Annotated in this window: 25 protein-coding genes; 6 read left to right on the top strand and 19 right to left on the bottom strand. The window is 67.2% G+C overall.

What is annotated here, in order from left to right:
- Positions 1-52: 52 nt before the first annotated feature.
- The 4 genes from AC07OD_RS26880 to AC07OD_RS26865 form a co-directional block, all read right to left on the bottom strand.
- Positions 53-1297, bottom strand: a complete 1245-nt coding sequence (locus AC07OD_RS26880) for a DMP19 family protein (protein WP_494598438.1) — start codon at positions 1295-1297, stop codon at positions 53-55.
- A gap of 58 nt (positions 1298-1355) precedes the next feature.
- Positions 1356-1919, bottom strand: coding sequence for a hypothetical protein (locus AC07OD_RS26875; RefSeq protein ID WP_494598437.1), 564 nt, complete (start codon positions 1917-1919; stop codon positions 1356-1358).
- Positions 1920-1956: 37 nt separating this feature from the next.
- Entirely contained in the window at positions 1957-2178 is a 222-nt protein-coding gene (locus AC07OD_RS26870) for a hypothetical protein (RefSeq protein ID WP_494598436.1), read from the bottom strand.
- A gap of 327 nt (positions 2179-2505) precedes the next feature.
- Positions 2506-3333: a YwqG family protein gene (locus tag AC07OD_RS26865; protein ID WP_494598435.1), complete on the bottom strand. Its 828-nt coding sequence runs from the start codon at positions 3331-3333 to the stop codon at positions 2506-2508.
- Positions 3334-3362: 29 nt separating this feature from the next.
- Here AC07OD_RS26865 and AC07OD_RS26860 point away from each other — a divergent pair, with 29 nt between their 5' ends.
- Positions 3363-3845 carry a hypothetical protein gene (locus AC07OD_RS26860; protein ID WP_494598434.1) on the top strand — a complete coding sequence of 161 codons (483 nt, stop codon included), beginning with the start codon at positions 3363-3365 and terminating at the stop codon, positions 3843-3845.
- 224 nt (positions 3846-4069) lie between these two features.
- Here AC07OD_RS26860 and AC07OD_RS26855 read toward each other — a convergent pair whose 3' ends face one another.
- The 9 genes from AC07OD_RS26855 to AC07OD_RS26815 form a co-directional block, all read right to left on the bottom strand.
- Positions 4070-4543 (bottom strand): hypothetical protein, encoded by a 474-nt coding sequence (locus tag AC07OD_RS26855; RefSeq protein ID WP_494598433.1) that lies wholly within the window; start codon positions 4541-4543, stop codon positions 4070-4072.
- Entirely contained in the window at positions 4525-4845 is a 321-nt protein-coding gene (locus AC07OD_RS26850) for a hypothetical protein (protein ID WP_494598432.1), read from the bottom strand. The genes AC07OD_RS26855 and AC07OD_RS26850 overlap by 19 nt, the downstream gene beginning before the upstream one ends.
- Positions 4846-4889: 44 nt before the next feature.
- Positions 4890-5558, bottom strand: coding sequence for a hypothetical protein (locus tag AC07OD_RS26845; protein WP_494598431.1), 669 nt, complete (start codon positions 5556-5558; stop codon positions 4890-4892).
- Between the two features lie 61 nt (positions 5559-5619).
- A complete protein-coding gene (locus AC07OD_RS26840; RefSeq protein ID WP_369643937.1) occupies positions 5620-6573 on the bottom strand; it encodes an SMI1/KNR4 family protein in 954 nt (317 codons plus the stop codon).
- Entirely contained in the window at positions 6570-7061 is a 492-nt protein-coding gene (locus tag AC07OD_RS26835; protein WP_494598430.1) for a hypothetical protein, read from the bottom strand. Before AC07OD_RS26835 ends, AC07OD_RS26840 begins: the two co-directional genes overlap by 4 nt.
- Positions 7062-7101: 40 nt before the next feature.
- A complete protein-coding gene (locus AC07OD_RS26830; protein WP_494598429.1) occupies positions 7102-7650 on the bottom strand; it encodes a DUF4303 domain-containing protein in 549 nt (182 codons plus the stop codon).
- 15 nt (positions 7651-7665) lie between these two features.
- Positions 7666-8652, bottom strand: a complete 987-nt coding sequence (locus AC07OD_RS26825) for a hypothetical protein (RefSeq protein ID WP_369643934.1) — start codon at positions 8650-8652, stop codon at positions 7666-7668.
- A gap of 36 nt (positions 8653-8688) precedes the next feature.
- Positions 8689-9297: a hypothetical protein gene (locus AC07OD_RS26820; protein ID WP_494598428.1), complete on the bottom strand. Its 609-nt coding sequence runs from the start codon at positions 9295-9297 to the stop codon at positions 8689-8691.
- A 45-nt stretch (positions 9298-9342) separates the two neighbouring features.
- Positions 9343-10077, bottom strand: coding sequence for a hypothetical protein (locus AC07OD_RS26815; RefSeq protein ID WP_494598427.1), 735 nt, complete (start codon positions 10075-10077; stop codon positions 9343-9345).
- 251 nt (positions 10078-10328) lie between these two features.
- Here AC07OD_RS26815 and AC07OD_RS26810 point away from each other — a divergent pair, with 251 nt between their 5' ends.
- Positions 10329-10784 (top strand): hypothetical protein, encoded by a 456-nt coding sequence (locus AC07OD_RS26810; RefSeq protein WP_494598426.1) that lies wholly within the window; start codon positions 10329-10331, stop codon positions 10782-10784.
- 97 nt (positions 10785-10881) lie between these two features.
- Positions 10882-11907: a hypothetical protein gene (locus tag AC07OD_RS26805; RefSeq protein ID WP_494598425.1), complete on the top strand. Its 1026-nt coding sequence runs from the start codon at positions 10882-10884 to the stop codon at positions 11905-11907.
- A 98-nt stretch (positions 11908-12005) separates the two neighbouring features.
- On the opposite strand, the gene AC07OD_RS26800 is transcribed toward AC07OD_RS26805, so the two are convergent.
- From AC07OD_RS26800 to AC07OD_RS26775, 6 genes are all read right to left on the bottom strand, one after another.
- Entirely contained in the window at positions 12006-13022 is a 1017-nt protein-coding gene (locus AC07OD_RS26800) for a beta propeller repeat protein (protein WP_494598424.1), read from the bottom strand.
- Positions 13019-13336 (bottom strand): DUF7716 domain-containing protein, encoded by a 318-nt coding sequence (locus AC07OD_RS26795; protein WP_494598423.1) that lies wholly within the window; start codon positions 13334-13336, stop codon positions 13019-13021. Before AC07OD_RS26795 ends, AC07OD_RS26800 begins: the two co-directional genes overlap by 4 nt.
- Positions 13333-13881, bottom strand: a complete 549-nt coding sequence (locus AC07OD_RS26790) for a hypothetical protein (RefSeq protein ID WP_369643927.1) — start codon at positions 13879-13881, stop codon at positions 13333-13335. Before AC07OD_RS26790 ends, AC07OD_RS26795 begins: the two co-directional genes overlap by 4 nt.
- Positions 13878-14555, bottom strand: coding sequence for a hypothetical protein (locus AC07OD_RS26785; protein WP_494598422.1), 678 nt, complete (start codon positions 14553-14555; stop codon positions 13878-13880). The genes AC07OD_RS26790 and AC07OD_RS26785 overlap by 4 nt, the downstream gene beginning before the upstream one ends.
- Positions 14556-14661: 106 nt before the next feature.
- A complete protein-coding gene (locus AC07OD_RS26780) occupies positions 14662-16638 on the bottom strand; it encodes a sensor histidine kinase (protein WP_255594679.1) in 1977 nt (658 codons plus the stop codon).
- Positions 16639-16649: 11 nt separating this feature from the next.
- Positions 16650-17327 (bottom strand): response regulator transcription factor, encoded by a 678-nt coding sequence (locus tag AC07OD_RS26775; RefSeq protein ID WP_369643925.1) that lies wholly within the window; start codon positions 17325-17327, stop codon positions 16650-16652.
- A 176-nt stretch (positions 17328-17503) separates the two neighbouring features.
- Here AC07OD_RS26775 and AC07OD_RS26770 point away from each other — a divergent pair, with 176 nt between their 5' ends.
- Genes AC07OD_RS26770 through AC07OD_RS26760 form a run of 3 tightly spaced genes read left to right on the top strand, consistent with a single transcriptional unit; the run spans position 17504 to position 23934 of the window.
- Positions 17504-19033 (top strand): choice-of-anchor Q domain-containing protein, encoded by a 1530-nt coding sequence (locus AC07OD_RS26770; RefSeq protein ID WP_369643924.1) that lies wholly within the window; start codon positions 17504-17506, stop codon positions 19031-19033.
- Positions 19034-19084: 51 nt separating this feature from the next.
- Positions 19085-22828 carry an IPTL-CTERM sorting domain-containing protein gene (locus tag AC07OD_RS26765; RefSeq protein ID WP_494598421.1) on the top strand — a complete coding sequence of 1248 codons (3744 nt, stop codon included), beginning with the start codon at positions 19085-19087 and terminating at the stop codon, positions 22826-22828.
- Entirely contained in the window at positions 22825-23934 is a 1110-nt protein-coding gene (locus tag AC07OD_RS26760; RefSeq protein WP_369643922.1) for a YVTN family beta-propeller repeat protein, read from the top strand. Before AC07OD_RS26765 ends, AC07OD_RS26760 begins: the two co-directional genes overlap by 4 nt.
- Positions 23935-24083 lie beyond the last annotated feature (149 nt).

Raw genomic sequence — 24083 nt, 5'->3', positions numbered from 1 at the left:
TATAGAACGCGCTGATAGCTATAAAAAAATAGCGCCTGCCCGTGCTGGCGCGTTACTGCGCTTTGCCGCTCTTGTAGAAGGTGCGCTCAGTCTCGCGCTCCCCGCTGCCATCGGGCCGGCAGGCCATGCGCCGCACGGGGCCGTGCAGGAAACCGTTCACGAGTTCGCCTTCGCGCCACTGCACGATCTCGCCAAGTTGCCCCAGCACTTCGCGCAGGCGGCCGTTGCCGCCCGGCGCCAGATCGGTGCCGTGCTCGTCCAGGCAGCGTAGATAACGGTCGCGGCCGTCGCGCTCCTGCAGGCTTTCGGTGTTGAGCGCGCCGCCGGGCCAGTAGCGCAGCCAGCGCTGGCCGCTGCCGTGCGGCTCGATGCGCAGCAGCGGCGAGCCATCGGGGTGGAAATGTTCGCTGCACAACTCCTTGCCGTGCCAGTGCAGCGCGGCGCTCTCGCGCTGGCCACTGGGGAGAAAGGTCTCGTGCAGGCCGTGGTGGCCCAGGCCCAGCGCCAAGCGGTCGTTGCGCACTGTCGCGTCTTCGCCAGAACCAGAAGTCCAGCTGCCGCTCGACTGGCTTGGGTAGTGGATCCAGTGGCGGTTGCGCTGCTCGGCCCAGCCCGCTGTCTCGCACTGCAGCAGCATGCGATCGCGTGAGAACCAGACGACGTCGCAGCCGCCGCCCTCGTTCTCGAAGGTGTTGGGGCCGATGGGAAAGCCATCCTCGAAACGCAGGCGGTGCGCGCCGCCCGCGAGCGCGATGTGCTCCACGCCGCTGCCGCGCAGGCCAGGCACGGGCGCGATGGCGAAGTAGCGGTGCGGGTCGCGCACGATGTCCTGCTCCAGCCGCTGGCGGATGGCGTGGTGCAGGGCGAAGAATTCTGTGGCGATGGCCTGCAGGCGGTCTTCGTGCGGGGCGAGACGATCCTGGTAAGCATCCCAGGCGTCTTCGTCTTCCTCATCTTCGTCTTCGTCCTCTGGATAGGCATCTGCCACGGCATTCCAGATCGCATGCGCTTCCTCGATCAGCGGCAGCGCGGGCGCATAGACGGGGTTGGCGGCGATGAGGCCCGGCACCGCGTTTGCATCGTCCAGGTGCGCGGCCACGTTGTCGAAGTACTGATCCACGCCGCCATTGGAGACCTGCGCGTCGAACAGGTCGAAGCAATAGACGGCGCGCAGGTGGGGCGCGAACGCTGACGGGTCCGCGTCGCACAGGGCATCCACGATGGCCGCGCTGAAATACGGAGCCCGCCGCAGCAGTGCGAGCCAGTCGATGGAGGGGAGGTGGTTGGTGTACGCCATGGGAGGATTTGCTTGGTGGATAAGCGGTAGAGGCCATTTTGACCATGGAAATTAGTGCCTATGGCCGGGCCTGGGCGTTGTCCTGCAAGGTGCGAAGACCCGTCGCGTCGATTCGGGGCATGTTGCGCGCCATGCGCACCAGCGTTTCCAGTGCGCGCACTTCGTGCCCGAATGCCGCGCTCTCCGGCTGGCCAGGGTTTCGCGCGACCCGCACCGCGTCGATGCTTTCCAGCGCTTTCTCCAGCGCCCAGCGCAGATGGCCGAAGTCGGCGTCAATGCAAAAGCGCAGCAGATAGTGGGCACTGGCCATGGCGTGCTGGGCTTGCAGTGCCACCAGGCCGGGATAGTCGTCCGAATCCGGAGCCTCGCCGTAGGCGGCCGCCAGGAGTGCGGCAATGCGCTCATGCGGCACGGCCGCAGGCATGCTGGCAACGCGGCCGGCCACATCGACGCAAGCAAGGAAGGTGTCGCCCAAGCGCGTGCGGTGCTGCTGGTCGAACGCGCGCACGCTGCCCTGCTGCCGCAGCACGAACGAAGCGACGACGGCAAGCGCCGCGCTGCGGTCCAGCGCGCGGAGGTCTGCAAGTGTGGCGACGGCAAATCTATCGACGATCACGGTCACGGCAGCTGTTGGGATCGTCGGCACAGAAGGGGCGGGTTCACTGGCGATCTTCGCCCGGCTGGTACGCATGCAGCAGCGTGGCGGCAAAGCCGGTGGCGGTGGCGAGGCGTTCGCGGAAGGCGTCGAGCTGCGCCGTGTCCTCGGGCCGGTCGTGTTCATGGCCGGGGTAGTTGACGAACAGTGTCCAGCTCGCCCCGGGGGGGCGGGAAAGCGCGATCGGCCAGACGCGTCGGCGTTGGGGTACAGGTCGAAATACCATTTCGGACGCTGCTTGAGGAACTGGCAGTAGTAGTGGCTGTATTGCGGCTCCTCGCTCGCGCGGTCGGGGTTGCGGATGCCGCTGGGTACCTTGCGGTAGAGCTTGCGCCAGCCCTGGCTGGCGAGGAAGGCGTTGACGTTCTTCACCAGCGCAGCCTCGTCCGCGGCTGTGCAGTGCGTATTCCCAGGCTTTGTATCTCATGGTATTTTAATCATTTTTCATAGCTGCTTGCGCTTGGTGGATAAGCGCTGGAGCGATGTTTTCATGGGTAAAATATTCATGCAGAAACAGTCTGGGGGGCGCGCCCAGCGCGGGCATTTGCAGAGTTCAGCGGTTGATGATCATTGCGAAGGCTGGCGGCGACTGGGAACTATCGATAAAGACAAACGCCGTGCCATCGGAGCAGAAATTGGCGACTTCTTCAAAACCGCCACCCTCTGTCGGTACGCAGTTGCAGATCTGCAGCAGCAGGCGCCCCGGCGGTATGCCTTGCGCGCCGTTGCCCGTCCAATAGGGAACGCCGCCCACCTTGGTGCGCCATTCGGCAGCCCAGTAGTGGGGATGGGCGATGTCATCGGGCAGGTCCGTGTGGCGCCCATAGTCGTAGAAGGCATCTTCCAGGTCAGCCGGTGCGCCATCATCCTGCGCGAGCCAGTGCGCCACGCCCCATTCGGGCAGCAATTCGGGCGCGCCGTTGGGCGAGGCGGGCGGCTGGGCCGGCGCGTCGCCCAACTCACTGCGTGGCAGGCACAAGACCCGGTTTGCCCCGCCATCGGACTCCCAGAAGCTGCACACGCTGTCCCATTCGCATTTGAAAAGAAACAGCACTTCGTCTGCTCCCAAAGGCAACACCGGTGCATCCGCATCGGTAGAACGGGCCGGGAACTGCCCCAAATGGCTCATGGGCCGCCCGCACTCCTCGCAAACCGGCCACAACCGGGTGGGCAGGCCCCAGGGCAAGCCGCCCAACTTATGAACCAGGCCGTGCGATGCGCCGTTGCGAAATCGGGGATAGCGACTCAGCATATGGACAACCTTTGCTTTATCTGAGGAAGACAGGCCGCAGAGGGTGCGGCGACATGGCTTGTCGGGGGGCGCACCGTGCCGGTCATTCCTGCGAATGGCTGGTGGCCAGCGCTCTGGCCATTTCAACATGCAAAATGAACCGGGATGGAGCCGACCCCATGAATACAACACCCCGTTATCCCGAAGACTCCTCCGCTCGGTCGCTGACCCCTGCCTTTGAATTGCACCACCCGGATGGGCTGCGCATTGCATGCGGTCTGGAGGAAGCTGTCTTGCTGGACCGCCACGCGGCGCTGGTCGTGGTGCCGCGTGCGTCCAGGGCGGTGGTGCAGGAGTCTGACTGGACCTGGTACCGGCTCGTGCCTTGGAGCGATGGCGGCTTCATGGTGGGCATCGAGCTGGCGTTCTTCCGGGGCGCGTTGTCCGAATGCCTTCTGTTCCACGATGACGATAGTCGTTATGGCCGTGACTGGAACGAATGGTCGGAGCGCAAGGAGCGGCGGCGCGCCCAGGCCCTGCGCGACTGGCTGGCCGCGCGCGGCTGGGCTGCGGGCCGTTATGGCTGGGGCGAGGTCTGGGTGGGCTACGAGCCGCGCACCGGGTTGGGCGGCGGGTGGGTGCGCTACGCGGCGTGCGCCTGAATGCCCGCCGTCGCGACGGGCGGCGTAGAGCACGCTGCCCGCCGTGGCCTGCGCATTGCGCGCGTCGTCACGCAGCAGCCTCACCAGCACCCCCTTGTCGTCCTCGGCCAGCCGCACGAATCCGTCCGCGAACGCTTCGTTGGCGCCGCCCGGCATGGCGAAATCGTGCGGAATGCGCAGGCGCAAGGCGCCTTCCTGTCCGTTCGGACTTTCCTCGCTCGCGCTCATGGCGTGCGGTCCGTGCGCGCAGGCGCGGGTGGCAAGCCCTGGATAGCGCAGGGGCCGGGGCAATCGCTCGATGGGCCGCGCGGCGGGTTAGCCACAGGAACAGCGGCCAGGGCTTCACCAGGTTGATCCTCGCCCAGATTCCAGGCATGGATGCGGCCGCTGGCCGTATCGACAAGGTAGTAGCCGACCAGGTTGCTGCCTGCTGCCGGCAGGCCGTTGCTGCGCCAGCGCAGCGCGAACACGAAACGCGCGGAGGCCTGCGGCTGGCGCTCGCAAACGTATTGGCCGCTTTTGCCGGCACTTCTACCGGCGTTCTTACCGGCGCCGGCCAGTTGCCGGGCCTGGGCCGCTTCGACCAGCCGCAGACAGGCTCGGTCCGCAGCCGTAGGCGGGCCAGCAGCTGCCGCCAGGTTGGGCCAGAAACTGGCCACCAGCACCAAGCCACGCAGGTTCATGCAGGACTCGGGCATGCGCGTCTTTCGTCCGGAGCGAGCGGCTTGTTGAAGTCCCTGGCGTGGACGGGCACGCCGTCTTGCTGCACGCATTCGCCCGCCACCACCACGTCGCGCCAGTCCAGCGCCATGTACGACACCCAGTAGCGCAGGCGTGCCAATTGGCCGTCGCTGACGAAGGCGGCGCAGCGCAGCAGGCGGGCTGTGGGCTCGCTGCCGTCCTCGGTGCGGGCGCTGGCCAGCAGCAAAGCGGCCTGCTCGCGGTCAGCGGGTGCGAAGGTGGCGGCCAGGTAGGCGTGGATGTCGTCGGGCAGTTCCATGGTTCAGGTCTCCTGCTGAGACATTGAAGGCTTCTTTGCAATGTTCATGGTAAATCCTGCGCCCGCGCGCCCAGGCGCAGGCTGGCGCAGAAGGTCTGGCAGCCGCCCTGGGCATCGTCTGGCGGGTTGGCCAGTTGCACGAACAGGTCGGGCGCGAGCTGCACCAGGGTGACGTCGGCGCCGCCCGAACCGGCGTAGATGCCGGTGTAGTTCTTGGTGCGCGTGCGCCACCAGAACATGCGCACGACGTGTTCGCCCTTCCACGCGGGTTTGCCGAAGAAGCTGAAGGCCTCGGCGGGCTGGTCGCCCGCGTGGGCGTTGGGCACCATCCAGCGGCCATCGTCCGTGCGCGTGAAGGAGTCCAGCCACGCATGCGTGCCGGGCCGTATGCGCGCCACCCGCACGCTGGGCGTGGGCGGGCCGGCGTTGACCTCCCAGTCGCACACGTGGTAGGGCGGCTGGCCGCCTTCCTGCTCGTCCTTGCATTCGCCGCGCAGGGGCGGCCCGGGCTTGGCTTTGACGATGTCGAACGCGCAGCTCTGGTCGTAGCGGGCGTCGGCCTGGCGCTGCGGGCGGGTGATCTTGTAGCCTGCGGGCAGATCGAATTCGAGGCCGCAAGCGGCGACGTGGATGGCTGTCGGCGCGGTGGTTTGTGCAGCGCTGGGCAGGTTGCTGAATACGGCCAGTGTGAATGCGAGGAGGGTGTTCTTCATCAGAATTTGCTTCGCTATGGATAGCTGCTTGCGCTTGATGGACGGGCGCTACAGCCTTTTTTCACATCAAGCCCTCTAGCGCAGTGATCGCGCTGGTTTTCTTCAGGAAACGCGCGTGCTGCAAGGCGTTGTCGCCGCCCGCCACCAGTCCGTCCAGGCGTGCGCCGCTGGCGTGGATGTGGCGCAGCAGCGCGGCATCGTCCTGCTCCACCGCGTGGCGCAGGGCCACGCGCACGGCGTAGGGGTGCGCGGGCAGCGTGCCGGCTTGCAGCAGGGCGCGCCAGTCGATGCGGGCGCGCAGGTAGAAGGCCAGCAGCGCATCGGCCAGCGGCGCGGGCAGGCCATTGCTGCGGCAGGTGTCCAGGTAGGCCAGTAGCTCCGACCCGGCGCCGTATTCGCCGTTGGAGGCCAGCGGGTCGCCGTGCAGCGCCAGGCATGCGAATGCGGCGAGCAGGCTGGGCGCGAAGGTGGCCACGGCGTCTTCGGTCAGCGCGGGCGCCCAGGCGGGCGGCAGGCCCATCTTCCAGGCCAGCATGCCGCCATCGTCGGGGGCGCCGGGCGAAGTCACGGCGTAGATGCGGTCGCAGTATTCAAATCCGCCGATGGGCAGGTAGGCCAGTTTGCCGCTCCACTCTTCGCCCGCGTCCTCGGCGGTCTCCCAGGCTTGTTCTTCTTCGTTTTCGATCCAGCCCTGCAGGTCGCGGTAGAAATCGCTGCCGTTGTAGAACAGCTCGCACCAGCTCACGGCCTCGATGCGCGGGCCTTCGCTGGTGGTCACCTCCACGCTCAGGTTGTAATCCAGCCGCCCGCCCGCAGTTTGCCGCCACAGCGCCAGCAGCGCGGGTGGCAGCGGCCCGGCGCAATGGGCCTGCACGGCGGCGATGGCGTCTTCATCCATCGGAGGCTGGGCGGCGAAGATGAGCCGCCCAGCGAACAGCTCGATGCCGTGCGCGCGCAGGGCGTGGATATCGGCTTCGGAAAATCCGTGGGGAGTGTTCATGGGGGCTTGGCTCATGTGGGGGTTCCATGGTTTCGTCGCACCTGCGCCAACGCGGCTTCTTCGGCGACCGTGTCGGCGTCCACCTCGGTCACCAGCAGGCGGATGCCGGGTGCATCGGCAAACGCGCCATCGCGTTCCATGCGGGCCAGCAGGTGGCGCAGGGTGTCGAGAAAGTGCTTCGGGTAATTGGCGTGCCGCTCACGCTCGGCCTCGTAGCGTTCGCGCACGGGCTCGTAGCGCGCGCGCCAGAGTGCGGCGCTTGCGGGCAGCTCGGCCTCGGCGCATTCATGTTCCCAGTCGGGTGGCTCCATGGCGGCGCGCGCCGGGTCGTAAGCCAGGCTGATATGCACGTCACTCCACGCCGCGCTGCAGTTGAAGGCAAAGCCGGCAGGCGCGCCCGGCCAGGCGCGGCGTGCTTCGGTCAGCGTGTGCTGGGTGAGGTCGCGCAGCAGCGCTTCAAAACCGGTGATGGCCAGGAATGCGGCCCACGGGCTGGGTGTCATGGCTGTTTCCTAGTGGGGGTCGAAAGCCCGCCCTGGGCGTTCACTCCGCTGCCCCGTTCCACGCCAGAAAATCCACCGAGCACTCCGGCGGGTTCAGCGCGAGGGCCGAGCGGCGCTCCATGCCGGAGGCTTCGTCAAAATCGGACGAAGTGATGAACAGCACAGCCCTGGCGCGGTGCGTGCCAAAAAAGCCTTCTTCATCGAGGCGGCGCATGGCATCGGTCATGGCCTGGCGGACGCCGGCCTTGAATGAGGCGAATGCAGCCGCGTCGCCGGATACCGCCTGGCAGGCCGCTGCCAGTTGATCGCAGATGGGGTTGAACGGCTCGGCAGCGAAGCCCTCGTAGGCCCACTCGGCGCTGGCCCATTGGTAGTAGGCGGCCTGGTCGTCATCGTCATCCATCTCCGCGAGCTTCTCGCGGTGCCGCTCCAGCGAGTTGGCCGCGGGCACCACGGTGTAGCAGTCCTCGTCGGTGTAGAGGGCAAAGGCGTAGAAGCTCTCGTTGCCGTGCTGCGCCAGCAGGGCGGAGAAGGAGCGCCGGGCGGCTTCCGTGATGTCCCTGGTTAAATCTTCGCGGTTCATCGTCATTCTTTCTGAAGGTGATCAATACGGTGCCACCAGCGTCTTCCACGTCTTGCCGTCATAGGCATGGACTTCGTACAGGCCCGCGATCACCAGTAGCCCGTCGCGCGCGTCCATGTGGCCGGTGTGGACGACATCCGCGCCGCCGTGGCGCAGGCGGCGCACTTCCTTGCCGTCCCACACGCGCAGTTGGTAGTCCGAGCACAACCACAACTGGTTCTCGAACCATACCGCGCTGTTGTTCAGCAAACTGGAGTTGCCCTGGTGCACCTGCGTCCAGGTGTCCTTGGCACCGATCCAGAGATTGCCGCCTTCCCCGCTGATGTACACCTTGCCATCCTGGCCGACGGTGACGGTGCCCAGTTGCTCCTTGCTGGGAAAATCGCAGTGTGTCCATCGTTTGCCGTCATAGCGCCAGACATCGCCGCCCGCGCCGACGGCATACAGCTCCTGCTCGCTGAGCCCGTCCATGTCGTTGAAGCCGACGGCGCTGAAGTCCTCATCGCCCGGCTTGGGCAGACCCTCCATGCGCTCCCAGCGCCCCGGCGCCACGCGCTTGAAGATCTTGCGGTTGCGGCCGACGGAATATGCGTAGCCGCCGATGCACTTGACCCGCATGGTGATCGGGTTGAGATCGGTGCCGATGTTCTCCATGGCGCCGGGCTTGCCGCCGCCAATGGCATAGACGCTGCCTTCGTTGTTGCGCGCGACGACCAGTGCCTGTGCGATGGGCTGGTGCGACACGCCGCAGCGCGGCCGGTTGAAGCCGTCCAGCTCGCTCCAGCCATGGCGCTTCTCTGGGTTCTGCTCGTCCAGATAGATCGACAGCAGGCGCGTGCCGATGTCGTGGTCCCAGGTTTTGGACTGCTTTTCCTCATCCAGATCGGGCCGCGCCAGCAGATAGACGATGTTCCTGTCGCGCACGGCGCAATCGACAATATGCCAGCCTTGGTAGTGCGTTCTCCACTGCGGGCGCGCGATGAATGGGGTGTTGCTGATTTTTGCCATGTGGTTTGGAATCGTTTTCACATTCCGTCGGCGACGTCATTCAATGGGCTCCAGCCCGCGCCGTTGCCGGTGCTGGTTGTAGAACACCTTGTGCAGCGCGTCCGGGTGATCGCTGGTTTGCCGCAAGTGTTCACACGATCTGGCCCAGTCGTTCCAGTTCTGGGCCTGGAACGTGATGCCCAGCGCCTCGAACCGTAGTTTCAGCGCCTCAAAAGTCTTCTTGTCGCACTGCTCCCCGCAGACCCCCTCGATAAGACTGCCGCCGGCCCGCAGCGAGAACTGCCCTTCGTTGTCGAGCATGACGATGGCAGCCTCGTGCAGCGGGCGCGCGGGCTGGCCCAGCCAGTAGCCGTACAGGTTGCTTTGGCCATCCTTCGCAACGAAGCGCGCCAGCGCGGTGACTTCCCGCATGGCTTCGATGTTGCTCTGCAGGTCGGGGTCTTTTAACTCGTCTTCACTGAGGTAGGAGATGTCATTGGCCACGTCTTCTTCCCCCGGCATCAGGGCGAGCAGGTCAATGCCATGAAAGGGGCCTGCGCCGCCTTGCAGCGTGTGCAAGGCCAGCATTTCCAGGTCTGCGGGAAGGGTGTCGGTGCGGGCAACGGTTTGCTTGAATGCTTCGAGGGCAGGCATCGATGCTTCCAATTTGATAGCTGCTTGCGATAGATGGGCGGGTGCTAGAGGCGGTTTTTATTGCCACTCCACGCGGAAGTCGTTTCGCAGCCGCCGGCCGGTGCTCGTCTCAGGCTCGTTCAGCAACAGGGCGCCGTCGTGCATCTGGCCGTCAAAGCGCAGTTCGCGCCGGGCGCGCAGCACAGGCGGTTTTCCGGGCATGACTTCGCCCCACACTGCCGATTCGGCCGGGTTGTTGGCCGTCAGGTTGGCGTGCACCAGCACGCGGCCGCCGCGCTCCACCACGATCAGCAGCCAGCCGCTGCCGTAGAGGGCCGTGATCGGCGCATCCGCATGCACCAGCCGCGCCACGCCGTTGCGGCCTGTGCCGGTGCGCGTCTTCATCAAGCCCAGCAGGGTGCTGCTGGTGATCTCGGTGCGCTCGAAGCTGTCGCGCAGCGCGGCCTGGTGCCGGTGTAGGCAGTCGAACAGGCCCTCCACCTCGGCCTGCGAGAACGCCGAGGGCGGCAGGTACAGTGTGTCGCCCTGGTCGTAGCCGCTGGTCTTGCTAGCGCCGCTGGTATCCAGGTTCAGGCCCAGGTTGTAGATGCGCGGGCTGCCCTGGCGCAGCCAGGGTTCGAGGTTCTTGTAGTACGCCTCGTAGCGAATGGCGGCCAGCACCACGCCCCGGTAGCGGTAGCGCAGTTCGGCACGCGAGCCGCCGGCCTCGTTCTCGCCCCAGGGGCGAGCATCGGCGATGAATTCGCCGCCCGGGCAGTCCAGGCGCGCGATGGGCTGGAAGTCGCTGGCCATGGCGTGGGCTCCGGTAGTGGCGAGGCAACAGAGAGCCAGCAGTTGTTGAATCACCGTTTGCCTCCCGACATAGTGCGACGACGACGAGCGTAGTTCTTGCGCATCGGCCGCTGCTCCTGAATGGTTCTGGCACCATGCTATCAAACGCTTCAGCGGTTTTTTCAGAGCCCCATGAACCCCCAGGAATTGCGCGAGCTGACTGTGGCTGGCTGAGTTCTATGCGTTTTTGAAATTTTGAAAGGCTTGAAGATATGAATTTGTCGAACCTTCTTAATCAGTTGATGGCCGAGTATGGGTTGGGCATGAACGACATGCAGGTCATTTTTATTGCCGATGAGAACGGCCATCCAGCCACGGGCATAGATGGCGCATTGTTTCTGCTGTGGTCATGCTCGCGCGGATTGCTGGAAGAGGAGCTTTCTGTTCGCCTCTCGAATAGCCATCTTCGGGTGGATGCTTCCTTCGCCGATATGGTCCGGGATGCACGTTCTTTTTTCGGAGAAGGCGTAAGGCCGAGCCACTTCAACGAGCGTGGCCGATCGTTCGCGCTCAAATACCTCAGGCCCGGCTGGGAATACCGTTACCACCTCGATCTGGATGACTTGTTTCCTGACGAGGCCACTTATGCCGATATTCCGGAATCTCAGGCGAGTATCGACAAGGTATTCGCTATTTTGGATGCGCGCCGCAAGCATTTTGGGGCATAGCTACGGTAGTGCTGCATGATTTTCCAGTGCGCAGTGCACACATGCAACTGCAGATTACTTCATGATGAAATCAAATATACGAAGGAGGTCGTGAGCCATGCTGACGACAGCAGAGTTTCGCAAGCATTTTCTGGGCTACAACATCGTTGACTGCGTTGTGCGCAGTGCGGGCTACCTCTATTTCATCGCCCAGGAAGACTACACGCAGCGCCCGGGCTACGACCCATCCGCAGGGCGTGATCCCGATGCGAGTGCGCTGATCCAGCGCGTCGTGGTCTGGCGGCCCGACCAGAGCGGCGAGAAGCGCTGGACGCATAGCTGGAACAAGGGCATGGACATCACCATCGCCGAATTTGCCAGCCAGCCCGAGGACAAGCTCGTCGCCGTCGATGTCGGGGGCGAGGTCTATGCCATCGGCAGCGGCTCGAAGGGGCGCGAGGGTGCCCTACCGTTCGAGCGCCATGGCCGCTACGGCGCCGTGAACCAGTTGCGCAACATCGACGGGCATCTTTATCTGTGCGGCGGCAATCGCACGGTCGGGGTACGCCGTGGCATCGGGCAGTGGCACTGGGAGACGGGCCGCTTTCCGCTGTCAGCGCATGAGTTCGGCGGCGGCAACGTCGGCTTCCGCGCCATCGACGGTTTTGGTGCCGACGACATCTATGCCGTGGGCGACCAGGGCGATGTCTGGCACTGCGCTGGCAAGGACTGGCGCCGCATCGGTTTTCCCGGCAAGCAGTCGCTTCGCACCGTGTGCTGCGCCGGCGACGGCAAGGTTTACATCAGCGGTTACGAGGGCATCACCTTCGTTGGCCGCGGTGATGAATGGCGCTGCATCGCCGAGCCCGGGCTGGCGCTGCCGTTCCGCGATCTGGTCTGGCATGACGGCAAGGTCTGGGCCACCAGCGACTACGGCGTCTGGTGGGTCAGCGAACAAGGCATCGCCAAGGCCGAGCTGCCAGCGGAAATATCCGTCTGCGCCGGCCACCTGTCTGCGCGGGCAGGCATTCTCCTGCTGGCCGGCTTCCACGGCGCGGCGCTGCTGCAGGACGGTCGCTGGCAGCTTGTTTTCCACCATGCGGCCATGGCCGAGCGCTGCCAGAAGGAACATCCGGGGGCTTGATGCCGCGGGTTGGCGGTCAGGTACAGGAAAGTCGATGCCAACGCCGCCCTGCACCCTGAAGAAGCCGCGTCTCGTCGGCCGGTTTGCCGTGTCGCGTGCTACCGGCGCGGTGTTGCGGCCTTGGCACCGGATCCAAAGCTCAGAAACTCGCGCCACATGCCGTCTTGCAGGTACGCGGCCCCGTGCTTGCCCGCCACCAGCAGCACGCTGTCCCTCGCCGCCAGCAGCCCCGCATTCGCACGGATGCCATCTGGCAGCGTGACCCTGCCGATGCGGTCCCCATCGATGCGCCAGATGCCCGCATCGGACGAACACCACACAGCGCCCTGGTACGAAACCATGCCGCGGTACGGCCCCACGCCGCCCGCACCGAGCTTGCGCCAGCCATTGCCCGTGCTGCGATAGACGGCACTCGAGCGGCATGCCGCGACCACGTCGCCGGGCGCTGGGCAGCACAGCAGGTCGATGGCTTCATCGGGGAAGGGCTGTTGGCGCCAGCGCACACCGTCAAAATGCCACAGGTCGCCGCCATCGCCGCCTGCGTAGATGTCCGACGCCGAACTGCCCGCCGCACACCGGAAGCCTGCGGCATCGCCGCCGTCCAGCGGGCCGGGCGGCAGGTCGGCGCACAGCGTCTCCCAGTGGTCGCGGCCGAGGCGGCGGCACAGGCCGCGATGGGCCTGCACCGCATGGACGTGGCCGTCGATCTCCACCACCTGGCGTACAGAACCGCGCAATGGCCCACGCCGGTGCTCGGGAATGCGCTGCTCCATCGCCGACACGCCGCCGCCCAGCGCATAGACTTGGCCGTCGATGCTGACGCTGATCCACTGTGCCTGCGGTGCATGCGCCACCGCGCCGCGCATGAATTCGATGTGGCGTACCGTGCGGAAGGCCCATTGTTTCTCTGTCGATCGTTGCGGGAAATACACCGCCACGCGCATGGCTTCGCGCAGATCCGGCTCCGGGTCCGTGGGGGCAGCGAGGTCGCCGCCGTCGTCATCGCAGTCTTCGTCGAGCTGATGGATGTGCGAGCCCAGCAGGTAGAAGTGCTCGGCGCTGCGCACGGCGCAATCCACGATCTCGAAGTGGCGCAGTTGCTGTGGGGCGCTCATTCAGGCCACTCCATGAAGGCATCGTGGTCGAAGAAATAGCGCACGGCTTGCAGCAGTTCGGCTTCGGTGGGTTGATCTTCTGTGTTGGCAATGGCGTCCTCGATGTCCTCGCGGCTCAGCGTGCATTGCCAGCCTGCGGCCTCGAATGCGGCGCGCACAGCGGCCTCGTCTTTGGGCGATAGATCCAGGTCGGCGTCGTAGAAGAAGCCTTGCGTGTCCAGCGTCCATTCGCCCGGCCGCAGGTACAGCCAGCCCGCGTGGGCTTCGGGTTGGCGAAGGATCTGGCGCAGGGGGTGTAGCGGTGGTGTGGTCATGGTGTGTTGCCCATTGCGTGGCCTAAGGATGAGCCATCGTCGGTTTCTGGTGCGTTGAGATACTTGCCCATCGTGTCGGCGCAGGGGCCGAGCCAGTGTTGGATTTTTGGGCTGCTCTCCGATGCCCACGCATCGAGATCGACATACCCATTGGTGCCCAGGTTCACATGGCGAATGAATGTGATGGAGAGCGCCTTTTCAATGCGTTCCACCCAATGAGGAAAGTCGAACAACGAGTCCAGTGCTGGCCATTTGACAAGCCGCCGGTATTTCATTTGCTGTGAGTCGATACGGAAGTCTCCATTGGGTCGCCATTGGGCTACGAACAAGCCGTCGTACCTGCTCAGTTCGGCACGCCACAGCCCGTAGCTGGGGACGATGAGACTGAGCTGGATGTCCTCTGGCTTCAACGCGTTGCGCTTGTAGAACCAGTGGTCGATGGGTGCGGTGGACAGGGTGAAGCCGACCGACCAGGCGGTAGCCTCGGTCTTGATGCCAAGCTCGGAAATCCAATTTGCCATGACGGCGGGGCATTCTTGGTTCATGCGCATGCTCCCAGCGCATCGTCGATACCGTTGCGGCGCAGCCAGACCGGGTCGGTTTTCCAGAGGTGATCCTGGTCTGTGTACTCCACGCCCTCGCAGAACTGCGCGCCGCTGCCCTCGCGCCAGTTCAGGTGGCCCAGGCCCATGAACCAGGTCTGCACGCGCGGGGCATGCACGCTGCCCTGCACGCAGGCGTAGCTGCGGCCCACGTAGTCCGCCCGATCCGGGTCGTCATGCCCGGCGGTGGCCAGCACGGCGCGCGTGGCGTTCAGGTCGCCCGCGATCCAGACAAAGTCGCCTTGCCAGAACTCGATCGCGCCGCAGCGCACGCTGCCGAACACAAACAGCGCCTGGCAGCCGCGCGTGTCGATGCGTGGCGCCTGCAGGCTGCCGTTGACGACCACAGTGCAGGCCCGGTCCAGCAGTTCTTCCAGCGGGGTGATCGGGCCATCCATCAGGCCTTGCCGTTTGTGGAACGCCGCCCCGGCATCGAAGGTCTCCGCCAGGCGCGTGTCGCCATCGAACACCAGGGCCATCGGCGGGCTGCCGTACTCCGGCGGGTTCACCGTGTCTTCCATCGCGTCATAGCCCCCGTCACGATGGAACAGGGCTTGCAGGCCGAACTCGGCCATGGCGTCGTGCAGGGGGATCAGGCGGTGACGGGCGGGGACCATGCAAGGCTCCTTGTGAAAACTGGGGCAGCAGTGCCGCTGGCTGATGCCGTAGACGCCAGATTGCTAAAAGTACAAAAAATGACAACGTGATACTGCCATGCGGCGCTCATCCACCTCGCCGCAGCGGCAGCCATAGAGTGAACACCGTGCCTTGCGCGGAGGGCTGCAGGGGCTGCCAGCCGCAGTGCCCTCCCAGGGCCAGCGTGCGGCTGCGTACGTTGCCCAGGCCCCGGCGGCCGGGGGGCAGGGCGTCGGGAGGCAAGAAAGGGCGGCCATTGTCGTGCACACACACCTGCACGCCGGGCACACCGGGATCTACTCCTTGGGCGGCCTCGGCCGTGGAGACAGTGATGGCCGTGGCGCCGCTGTGCTTGACGATGTTGGTCAGCACCTCCTGAAGGATGCGCAGCACGTGCAGGGCGTTCTGTGCATCAAGCCAGGGCAGGGCGGGCACGTCGCTGGTGCGCCAGTACAGGGTGATGCCGGCCTCGCCCAGGCGCTGCTCCAGCCGAAAGCGCAGGCCCGCCAGCAGGGCCAGCAGGTCGGCGTCCACGGGTTCGAGCGAGTCGATGGAGATCTTCAGGTCGTCGATGCACTCCTTGAGGACCTGGGCCACGTCTACCGGCTGGTGGCGGGCCTGGCCGTGCTGCACCAGGCGCAGCGCGCTGGTCAGCGACGCGCCGACGCCGTCGTGCATCTCGCGCATGAGGCGCTGGCGCTCCAGCATCAGGGTCTGCTCGCGCTCGGCGGTGCGCAGGCGCTCGTGGGTGCGGCCCAGTTCGTGCTCCTGCGCGGCCAGGCGTTCGGCCAGGGTGGCGCGGGCGCGGGCGGCCTGGTCTTGCGCGTGGCTGTAGCGCGAGAACGCGAGGACCAGGAACAGCGTGAACAGGCCCACGCTGACATAGGGCGTGAGGTAGATGCCTTCGATGTTGCCCCAGTAGTTCTGCATGGCCATGTCGTGCAGGCTGATGGGTGCCACCATGGCGCCCCAGGCGGCCAGCAGCAGGTTGCTGGCGCTGCGCAGCCGCCAGGCCCCCACGGCGGCCACCGTGAGCAGCAGCAGCGTGGGCGGCACCATCAGCAGGCGCAGCAGCGGCAGCGTGGCGGTGTAGGCGGGCCACCACGACGGCAGCGCGGCGAGGGCCGCCGCCGCCAGGTACAGCGCCAGCGCCCGGCCCCCGCGCGGCCAGCGCTGGCCGTGAGCCAGGCACAGGAAGCACACCATGCAGCCCAGCGCGGCCAACTGCGCGGCCATGGCGATCCAGGTGAACCAGGCGAAGTCCATGTCCAGCCCCTCGCTGTCCACCAAGTAGGGCAGCGCGGCCACCGACTGGCAGGCCGCCATGGCGAAGAACAGCAGGAACAGGCGCACCTCGCCCTGCTGGCTGCGCCGGTACTTGAACCACAGCGCCAGCGCGAACAGGCTCATCAGCAGGAAGGCGGCGCGCCAGTACGACACCAGCCCCGTCTGCCAGAACATGCGCCAGCGCCAGGGTGTGAGCAGTTCCGTCGTGGGGCCGACCCACAACGACGACAGCGCACCGCCCACGCCCTGCTGGCTGGCCATGCGCAGGTGCACTTGCAGGTCGCCGGTGTGCGCGGCTTCATGAGGCAGGGCGCTCAGGCTGATCCAGATGGGGTCGTTGAAGCTGTTCCAGGGCCGGTCGCCGCGCGACTGCCAGACCAAGCGCCCCTGCACGTACACCGCCAGCGTCCCGATGGTCTGCCAGCGCGGGATGTACAGGCGTGTGCCCTGCGCCGTGGCGGCGAGCGCGCTGGCGGGCAGCGACAGGCGCCACCACTGCACCACGGGCGCGCCGCTGGCCAGCGCCGGATCGAGCACGCGCAGGGATCGCGGCACTGCGTGTGGCAGGTTGACCGCCTGCCAGGGCGTGCCGGAGGCCAGCACCGCGTCGTCTGCCGCGTGCAGCGAGGGCGGCGGCGCCCAGGCGGCACTGGGCGACTGCCAAGTCTGCGCTGCCGCCAGGTGGGCGGAGGTGGCGGCCTGGGCCAGGTGGCAGAAAACTATCAAAAAGAGAGCTGCCAGCGCTTTCTGGATAAGCGCCAGGGCCCGATTTTTCATGGATTGGCGGGTCACTCCAGCCAACCTTGACGCAGCGCGGTGGTGACGGCTTCGGCGCGGGTCGTCACCTGCAGCTTGACGTACACGCGCCGCACGAAGGTGCGCACCGTGTTTCGCGACACGCCCATGGCCTGGGCCACTTCGTCCACCGAGTGGCCGTGCGCCACCAGGCGCAGCAGTTCGACCTCGCGCGCGGAGGGGGCGGCGTCGATTTGCGCCGGGGCGGGCGGCGGCAGGGAGGGCAGGGCGTGGAGGCGCTGGCGTACCAGCAGCTTGCGCGCCACCAGCGGGTTGATGGGGCTGCCGCCCGCGTGCAGGCTGCGCACCTCGTCCAGAACGGCCTGGGGCGGCAGGTCCTTGAGCAGGTAGCCCATGGCCCCGGCCTCGATGGCGTGCAGCACGTGCGCCTCGTCGCCGAACATGGTGCTGACCATGGTCGCCGCCGCGGGCCAGCGCGCCTGCAGAGCGGGCAGCACGTCAAGGCCGCTGCCGTCGGGCAGGCCCAGGTCGAGCAGCAGCACGTCCAGCGGCGGGCCGTCCTGCAGGGCGGCCAGCGCCTCGGCCCGGCTGCACGCCAGCCATTGCACGCACATGTCGGGTGCGGCTTGCAGCGCATAGGCCAGGGCGATGCGGCAGGCCGCGTCATCTTCCACCACGGCGACGCGGATGGGGTTGTTGGGCAAGTCCATGCCCGCGGATGCTGCCACAGCCTCCGGCGCGCGTCTGTCGTCCTATAGGGGGACAGACAGGGGCGTGGAGGCTGCGTAGCCTTGCGCTGTGTCAAACCGTAGCCTTGTGTTGCAAGGCGATACAGGTGTCCCGGGGCTACAGGCCTTGCGGGACAAGCGCCAGCAGCTATCAAAAAATGACTCAACTCGCCCTCCACCGCCTTCTGTCCTTCACCACCACGCTGCTGCTGTCCTTGTCCGGCGCCAGCGCCCAGGCCGCCGTCTGCCGCGCCAGCCCCACGGGCACGGGCGACGGCAGCACCTGGGCGCAGGCCGCGCCGCTGCCCGCCGCGCTGGCGGATGCCGCCTGCACCGAAATTTGGCTCGCGCAAGGCAGCTACAGCCAGGCTGCGGATGCCGAGGGCTTTCGCATCGCGCGCAACCTGGCGCTCTATGGCGGCTTCATGGGCACCGAAAGCACCCTGGCCGAGCGGCCCGCGCCCGTGAATGCCAGCGCCACCGTGCTCGACGGCGAGAACCAGCGCCGCGTGCTGCGCCTGGACGGCACCACGCCCGGCGGCCACATCACCGCCAGCACGGTGATCGACGGCCTGAGCATCGCCCGGGGCCACGCCGCCATGGACGCTGGCGGCGGCCTGCTGTGCCACGGCCCCTGCAGCCCGCGCATCACGCACGTCGTCTTCTCGGGCAACTTTGCCGCTGGCGGTGGCGGCGCCATCTTCAACCGCGCCATGAGCATGGCGCCCGCCAGCCCCACCATCAGCCACAGTACCTTCAGCGGCAACCGGGCCTCCTCGGGCGGCGCCATCGCCAACTTTGCCCCGGGCGCCATCGCCAGCCCCGCCATCAGCCACAGCACCTTTCACGACAACCACGCCGCCACGCACGGCGGTGCTATCTACAGCAACGGCGGCCACCTGGGCAACAGCAGCCCGGTCATCACGCACAGCACATTCAGCGGCAATACGGCGCAGGAAGGCGGCGCGCTCTACAGCCTCGGCGGCGGCGGCGGCATCAGCATGCCCCAGGTCATCGCCAGCATCTTCTGGGGCAACACCACCACCACGGGACCGCAGATCAGCGACATCATCGAGGCCAGCACCACCGTCAGCCACAGCATCGTGGAGGGCGGCTTCGCCGGCACGGGCAACCTGGCCCTGGACCCGCAACTCGGCCCGCTGCAAGACAACGGCGGCCCCACGCTCACCCGCATGCCCGGCGCCACGGGCAGCGCCATCGACGCGGTGGACTGCGCTGCCACCGGCGCCACCACCGACCAGCGCGGTGCCGCCCGCCCGCAAGGCAGCCAGTGCGACATCGGCGCGGTGGAGCGGCGCCTGGGCAGCTATCCGCTGAACGTCGGCATCACCGGCCACGGCACCGTGGCGGGCGGCCCGGCCCCGTGCGCGGCCACCACCACCGCCACCTGCGCCTTCACCTACACGGATGAGGGTGCGCCGCTGCACGTCACCCTGGCCGCCACGCCCGGCACGGGCCAGGCCTTCGCGGGCTGGGGCGGCGCCTGCACTGGCACGGGCGCCACCTGCACCGTGGCGATCGACGGGGCGCGCAGTGTGTCGGCCCGTTTTGCCCCCACCGCGGGCCCCGGCCCCGGCGGCGCGCAGCCCATTCCCACGCTGGGCGGCGGCGCACTGGCGCTGCTGGGTGCACTGCTCGGCCTGCTCGCGCTGCGTCGCAGGGTTTGAAGTGTTTTTGGCCTTTACCCCTTATCCAATAAGCGCAAGAAGCTATAAAAAATGAAGCAAACCATTCTTCCCACGCTCCTCGCCGCCTGCCTGGCGCTGCCCGCCGTGGGGCTGGCCCAGACCTGCGCCAGCCCCAACGCCACCAGTGACTACATCGTGGGCCAGGCCGAAGGCCGCGCCAGCGCGATGCACTGGGAGACGGGGCTGGTCTGGTCGCGCGCCATCGAGGGCAGCACGCTAGCCGATCAGCAAAAGCCCTGGACGGACTGGATTAACAACTGGCTGCCCACGCCGTTCGCCGGGCAGGAGGACTGGGGCGTCAACGCGGCCCTGGCGCAAGACCGCCTGCACACCGGCGTCTGGCGGCTGCCCTACAAGCTGGAGAACAGCGCGCTGGCAGCGGGCTGCCCTGACCCGGACTTCCGCCTCAACCGGGAGGTGCTGCCCACCGTGCATGGACAGGGGGGGCTGCACGGGTCGCTCTGGACGGCATCGCCCCGGCCGGGCAACCAGGGCAGCGCCTGGCAGACCTTGTTCGACCAGCAGCCGCAGGTGGGCACCTGGCTCTCCACCAACTCCGGCGGAGAAGCGCGCCTGGTGCGCGGCGGACAGCCGTTTGCCAACCTGCCTGCGTCCCCGCCCGCCGATACCGTCCCGGCGGGCATGGTTGTGATCTACAACATCACCACCCCGCTGGCCAGCCAGTCGGGCGCAGGCGCATCGTGGGGCGGCGTGCGCATCAGCGGCAATGGCCGCCTGCGCGTGAATGGCGCAGGCTCCTGGGTGCGCGAGGCCATCGTGACCAGCGGCGACCAGATCCGCGTGCGCCTGCCGGCCCCGGCCACTGCGGGCCAGCAGGCCACGGCCACCCTGAGCCTGCGCAGCGGCGATACCACCGGCACCGCTGCCGCCGCCGCGAACGGCGGCGACGAAGCCACCCAGGTGCGCGAGAGCAGCATGCTCTTCACCCTCCATGCCAGCGCTGCGCCCGCGCCGCGCGCCTGCCGCGTCACGCCCAGCGGCAGCGGCGACGGCACCAGCTGGCCGCAGGCCGCCAGCCTGGACTTTGCGCTGGCCGAACCCAGTTGCAGCGAGGTCTGGCTGAAGCAATCCGCTGGCACTCCCTACGTGCCGTCCGGCGCGCAGGGCTTCGTCATCGAGCGCAACGTCAAGCTCTACGGCGGCTTCATTGGCACCGAGGCCGCGCTGGCCGAGCGGCCCCAGTCCGTGTCTCCCGGCCTGACGGTGCTGGACGCCAACAACAACAGCCGCGTGCTGTACCTGGACGGCAGCCTGGGCATCCCGCTTGATGACACGCTGATCGACAGCGTGTATCTGCTGCAGGGCGCGGCGGCCGGGCCTGGGGCCAACGGCGGCGCGCTGTACTGCAACGGCGCGGGCGTGGGCAGCGTGTGCAGCCCCTGGATAAACAGGGTGCACATCGGCGCCTCGTACGCCGACGGCGATGGCGGGGCCCTGTTCAACGACGCCAGCGGGGGCGGCGTCAGCAGCCCGGTGCTGACGAATGTCCTCATCAGCAACAACCACGCCGAGGGCCACGGCGGTGCCATCTACAACCGGGGCGAGGGCGGCACCAGCAGCCCCGTGCTGCGCAGTGTTTCTATGGAAGGCAACGACGCCTACAACGGCAGCGGTGGCGCCATGTACAACCTCGCCAAGGGCAGCGGCGGCGTCAGCAGCCCGGTGATCGAGCAGGCCAGTTTCACAGGCAACGGCGCGGGTGTGTCCGGCGGCGCCATCCACAGCCTGACGGAGGGCGGCGGCACCAGCCATATGCAGGTGCGCAACGCCACCTTCGCCATCAACCAGTCCTCCGCCGGCAGGCCCGGCGGCGCCATCGCCATCGTGGGGGTGGACGGGGATGCCCGCGTGGACGCGGTGCACGCCACCTTCATGGGCAACATGGCCGGTGGCAACGGCAACGCGCTCTTCACCCAGGGCGGCGTGGTGGGGGTGCGCAACTCCGTGCTGTGGGGTAGCGCGGCCACGCGCTCTCAGGCCGTCACCTTTTTCACGGGCTCCACCACCATCACCGACAGCCTGATCCAGGACGGCTGCGCGGGCGGCAACGTGGCCCCCATGGGCGGCACCGCCACCTGCAACGGCGTGACGCTGGACGCCGACCCCGAACTGGGCGCGTTCGGCGCCAACGGCATGGATGGCTTCCCCAGCCTCTACGGCTACCTGCCCGATCTCACCAGCCTGCTGCAGGACGCCGTGGCCTGCACCCTGCCGATCGACCAGCGCGGCATCGCCCGCCCGCAGGGCATGGGCGCCACGCCTTGCGATATCGGTGCGCTGGAGCGGCGGACCCATGTGGAACTGGCGGTCACCGTCACCGGCATGGGCGTCGTGAACGGCGCCCCGTCGGCCTGCGCCACTGGCACCTGCAGCTACAACTACCCTGGCGAGGGCACCCCGCAGCTCCTTACCCTCGCTGCCATGCCCGCCATGGGCCACACCTTCACCGGCTGGAGCGGCGCCTGCTCCGGCACTGGCACGTGCAGCATCACCATGGACCAGGCGCGCGCCGTGAGCGCCGAGTTCTCCGGCCCCATCGCGCACACCCTGGGCGGCACGGTAGCTGGCCTTACGGGTATTGGCCTGGTGCTGCGCAACGGTGGCGAAGACCTGTCGGTGCAGGCCAACGGCGGCTTCACCTTCTTGCAACCGGTGGCGGATGGCGGCAGCTACGCCGTCACCGTGAAGACCCCGCCCACGGGCCAGACCTGCACGGTAACGGGCGGCAGCGGCACTGCCACCGCCAATGTGATCAGCGTGCAGGTGGCCTGCGTCGCTGCCACTTACGCCGTCACCGCCCTGCCTGCTGGCGCTATGGCCTGCACATCCAACGCGGTTGCCTACCTCGGCACCGTCACATGCCACGCCACGCCGCCTGCGGGCCAGATCACGCAAAGCATCAGCGGCTGCAACGGCACACCCACGGGCGTGGGCGACAACGACTACACCACCGCGCCGGTCACCAGCGCCTGCACCATCACGGCGACCTTTGCGCCGCTGCCGCAGCAAACCCACACACTGGGCGGCACCGCTACGGGCCTTACGGGCAGCGGCCTGGTGCTGCGCAACGGCAACGAAGACCTGGCGGTGCAGGCCAACGGCGGCTTCACCTTCTTGCAGCCTGTGGCGGATGGCGGCAGTTACGCAGTCACCGTGCAGGCCCAGCCCACGGGCCAGCGCTGCACCATCGCCAACGCCAGTGGCAGCAACGTCGCCGCCAACGTGGGCAATGTGCAGGTGGCCTGCGCGCCATACTTCGAAGGCACCACCGTGCCCGCCAGCGGCCCGGGCGGTACCGGCAGCGCTACCTTCACCGGTGGCGGCCCCGCCTGCCGGTTCAACCTGGGCGCCACCCGCTTCGAGGCCGCGCCCGCCGCGCTGCCGCCGGGCCACACGCTGCCTCAGGGCCTGCTGCGCATCAAGCTCGTGGGCTGTACCACCGCCGTTGCCATGCAGGTCACCTGGCCCGAGCCCGTGGCCGGCTACACCAAGTACGGCTTGGCCGCCCGCACCGACACTCAGCCCAGCTACTTCGAGCCTGCCGGCCTTGTCATCAGCGGCCACACGGCCCGCTTCACCCTGACCGACGGCGCGCAAGGTGACGACGACTGGACGCCCAACGGTGAAATCGCAGACCCTTCTGGCCCCATGGCCCTGGCGGCCGAGGCCATTCCCACGCTCTCGGCCTGGGGCCTGCTGCTGCTGTCCGTGCTGCTGGGCCTGATGGTGCTGCACACCAGGAGACTGTCATGACACAACCCCGCCTCCGCCGGCGCTCGCGCTTCATGTGGCCGTTGCTCGCCGCCTGCGCCCTGGCCGGCCCCGCCCAGGCGGCCCCGTTTGCCTACATTCCCAACAGCAGCTCCGGCACTGTTTCGGTCATCGACGTAGCCAACGACACCGTCACAGCCACTGTGAACGTGGGCACCAACCCCTACGGCGTGGAGGTGAACCCGGCCGGCACCCGCGCTTATGTGGCCAACTCTGGCTCCGGCAATGTTTCCGTGATCAACCTGGCCACCAACACTGTTGTCGCCACCGTGCCTGTGGGCAACACTCCCACGGGAGTGGCGGTCAATCCGGCTGGCACTTATGCCTATGTGGCCAACTACGCCATCAACACTGTCTCGGTGATCGATCTGGCCACCAACACCGTCACGGCCGTTGTGCCTGTGAGTAGCCGCCCTTACGGTGTGGCGGTGAACCCGGTTGGCACTTATGCCTATGTGGCCAACTACGCCGCCAACACTGTCTCGGTGATCGACCTGGCCACCAACACCGTCATTGCCACTGTGCCAGTGGGCTCCAACCCTTCTGCCATAGCGGTGAATCCGGCCGGTACCCGTGCCTATGTGGCTAACCTCACCTCCGACAATGTCTCGGTGATCGACTTGGCTACCAATACCGTCGCAGCCACCGTGCCCGTGGGCAACGGCCCCATGGGGGTGGCGGTGAACCCTGCTGGCACCCGGGCCTACGTGAGCAGCCGCAGCACCGACAATGTCTCGGTAATCGACTTGACCACCGACACTGCCGTCGCCACCGTGTCAGTGGGCGACGGTCCTCTTGGTGTGGCAATAGACCCCGCCGGCACCCGCGCCTACGTGGTCAACCGCGGCTCCAACAATGTCTCGGTGATCGATCTGGCCACAAACACCGTCACCACCACCGTGGCCGTGGGGTGGAGTCCCGGAGCACTGGGCCTGTTCGTCGGCGGCCCCGTGCCAGCACCAGTCTCTCCCGCCGCGATCCCCAGCCTTCAGGCCTGGGCCTTGCTGCTGCTCGCGGCTGGGCTAGGGGGCCTTGGGCTGAAGCACCTGCGGCCTGCGCGGCGCGCTGGCGTTGCCGGACCGGGCTGAGGCTTCGGGGCGGGCCTGCGGGCATCCGGCGGCGCGGCTTGCGTCCCCGCAGCTCTCGAGCGCATATGTTGCCAGCACTGGCACATCCTCTTGTGTACACCAATGGCGCCACCGGCAAACCCGCCGCTGTACTGCTCGTTTGGACAGCA

It is taken from the genome of Acidovorax sp. GW821-FHT10E03 (genome assembly GCF_059415205.1).
Note: the sequence above shows the minus strand (reverse complement) of the source record. Positions and strands in the feature narration are given on the sequence as shown.

Coding starts and splice junctions, on each gene's coding strand:
- AC07OD_RS26765 (WP_494598421.1), top strand. CDS start 19,085: ATGAAGCAAACCATTCTTCCCACGCTCCTCGCCGCCTGCCTGGCGCTG.
- AC07OD_RS26805 (WP_494598425.1), top strand. CDS start 10,882: ATGCTGACGACAGCAGAGTTTCGCAAGCATTTTCTGGGCTACAACATC.
- AC07OD_RS26800 (WP_494598424.1), bottom strand. CDS start 13,022: ATGAGCGCCCCACAGCAACTGCGCCACTTCGAGATCGTGGATTGCGCC.
- AC07OD_RS26760 (WP_369643922.1), top strand. CDS start 22,825: ATGACACAACCCCGCCTCCGCCGGCGCTCGCGCTTCATGTGGCCGTTG.
- AC07OD_RS26830 (WP_494598429.1), bottom strand. CDS start 7,650: ATGACGATGAACCGCGAAGATTTAACCAGGGACATCACGGAAGCCGCC.
- AC07OD_RS26880 (WP_494598438.1), bottom strand. CDS start 1,297: ATGGCGTACACCAACCACCTCCCCTCCATCGACTGGCTCGCACTGCTG.
- AC07OD_RS26865 (WP_494598435.1), bottom strand. CDS start 3,333: ATGTTGAAATGGCCAGAGCGCTGGCCACCAGCCATTCGCAGGAATGAC.
- AC07OD_RS26780 (WP_255594679.1), bottom strand. CDS start 16,638: ATGAAAAATCGGGCCCTGGCGCTTATCCAGAAAGCGCTGGCAGCTCTC.
- AC07OD_RS26790 (WP_369643927.1), bottom strand. CDS start 13,881: ATGAACCAAGAATGCCCCGCCGTCATGGCAAATTGGATTTCCGAGCTT.
- AC07OD_RS26860 (WP_494598434.1), top strand. CDS start 3,363: ATGAATACAACACCCCGTTATCCCGAAGACTCCTCCGCTCGGTCGCTG.
- AC07OD_RS26815 (WP_494598427.1), bottom strand. CDS start 10,077: ATGGCCAGCGACTTCCAGCCCATCGCGCGCCTGGACTGCCCGGGCGGC.
- AC07OD_RS26835 (WP_494598430.1), bottom strand. CDS start 7,061: ATGACACCCAGCCCGTGGGCCGCATTCCTGGCCATCACCGGTTTTGAA.
- AC07OD_RS26775 (WP_369643925.1), bottom strand. CDS start 17,327: ATGGACTTGCCCAACAACCCCATCCGCGTCGCCGTGGTGGAAGATGAC.
- AC07OD_RS26810 (WP_494598426.1), top strand. CDS start 10,329: ATGAATTTGTCGAACCTTCTTAATCAGTTGATGGCCGAGTATGGGTTG.
- AC07OD_RS26785 (WP_494598422.1), bottom strand. CDS start 14,555: ATGGTCCCCGCCCGTCACCGCCTGATCCCCCTGCACGACGCCATGGCC.
- AC07OD_RS26845 (WP_494598431.1), bottom strand. CDS start 5,558: ATGAAGAACACCCTCCTCGCATTCACACTGGCCGTATTCAGCAACCTG.
- AC07OD_RS26855 (WP_494598433.1), bottom strand. CDS start 4,543: ATGCCCGAGTCCTGCATGAACCTGCGTGGCTTGGTGCTGGTGGCCAGT.
- AC07OD_RS26795 (WP_494598423.1), bottom strand. CDS start 13,336: ATGACCACACCACCGCTACACCCCCTGCGCCAGATCCTTCGCCAACCC.
- AC07OD_RS26850 (WP_494598432.1), bottom strand. CDS start 4,845: ATGGAACTGCCCGACGACATCCACGCCTACCTGGCCGCCACCTTCGCA.
- AC07OD_RS26870 (WP_494598436.1), bottom strand. CDS start 2,178: ATGGTATTTCGACCTGTACCCCAACGCCGACGCGTCTGGCCGATCGCG.
- AC07OD_RS26770 (WP_369643924.1), top strand. CDS start 17,504: ATGACTCAACTCGCCCTCCACCGCCTTCTGTCCTTCACCACCACGCTG.
- AC07OD_RS26840 (WP_369643937.1), bottom strand. CDS start 6,573: ATGAGCCAAGCCCCCATGAACACTCCCCACGGATTTTCCGAAGCCGAT.
- AC07OD_RS26825 (WP_369643934.1), bottom strand. CDS start 8,652: ATGGCAAAAATCAGCAACACCCCATTCATCGCGCGCCCGCAGTGGAGA.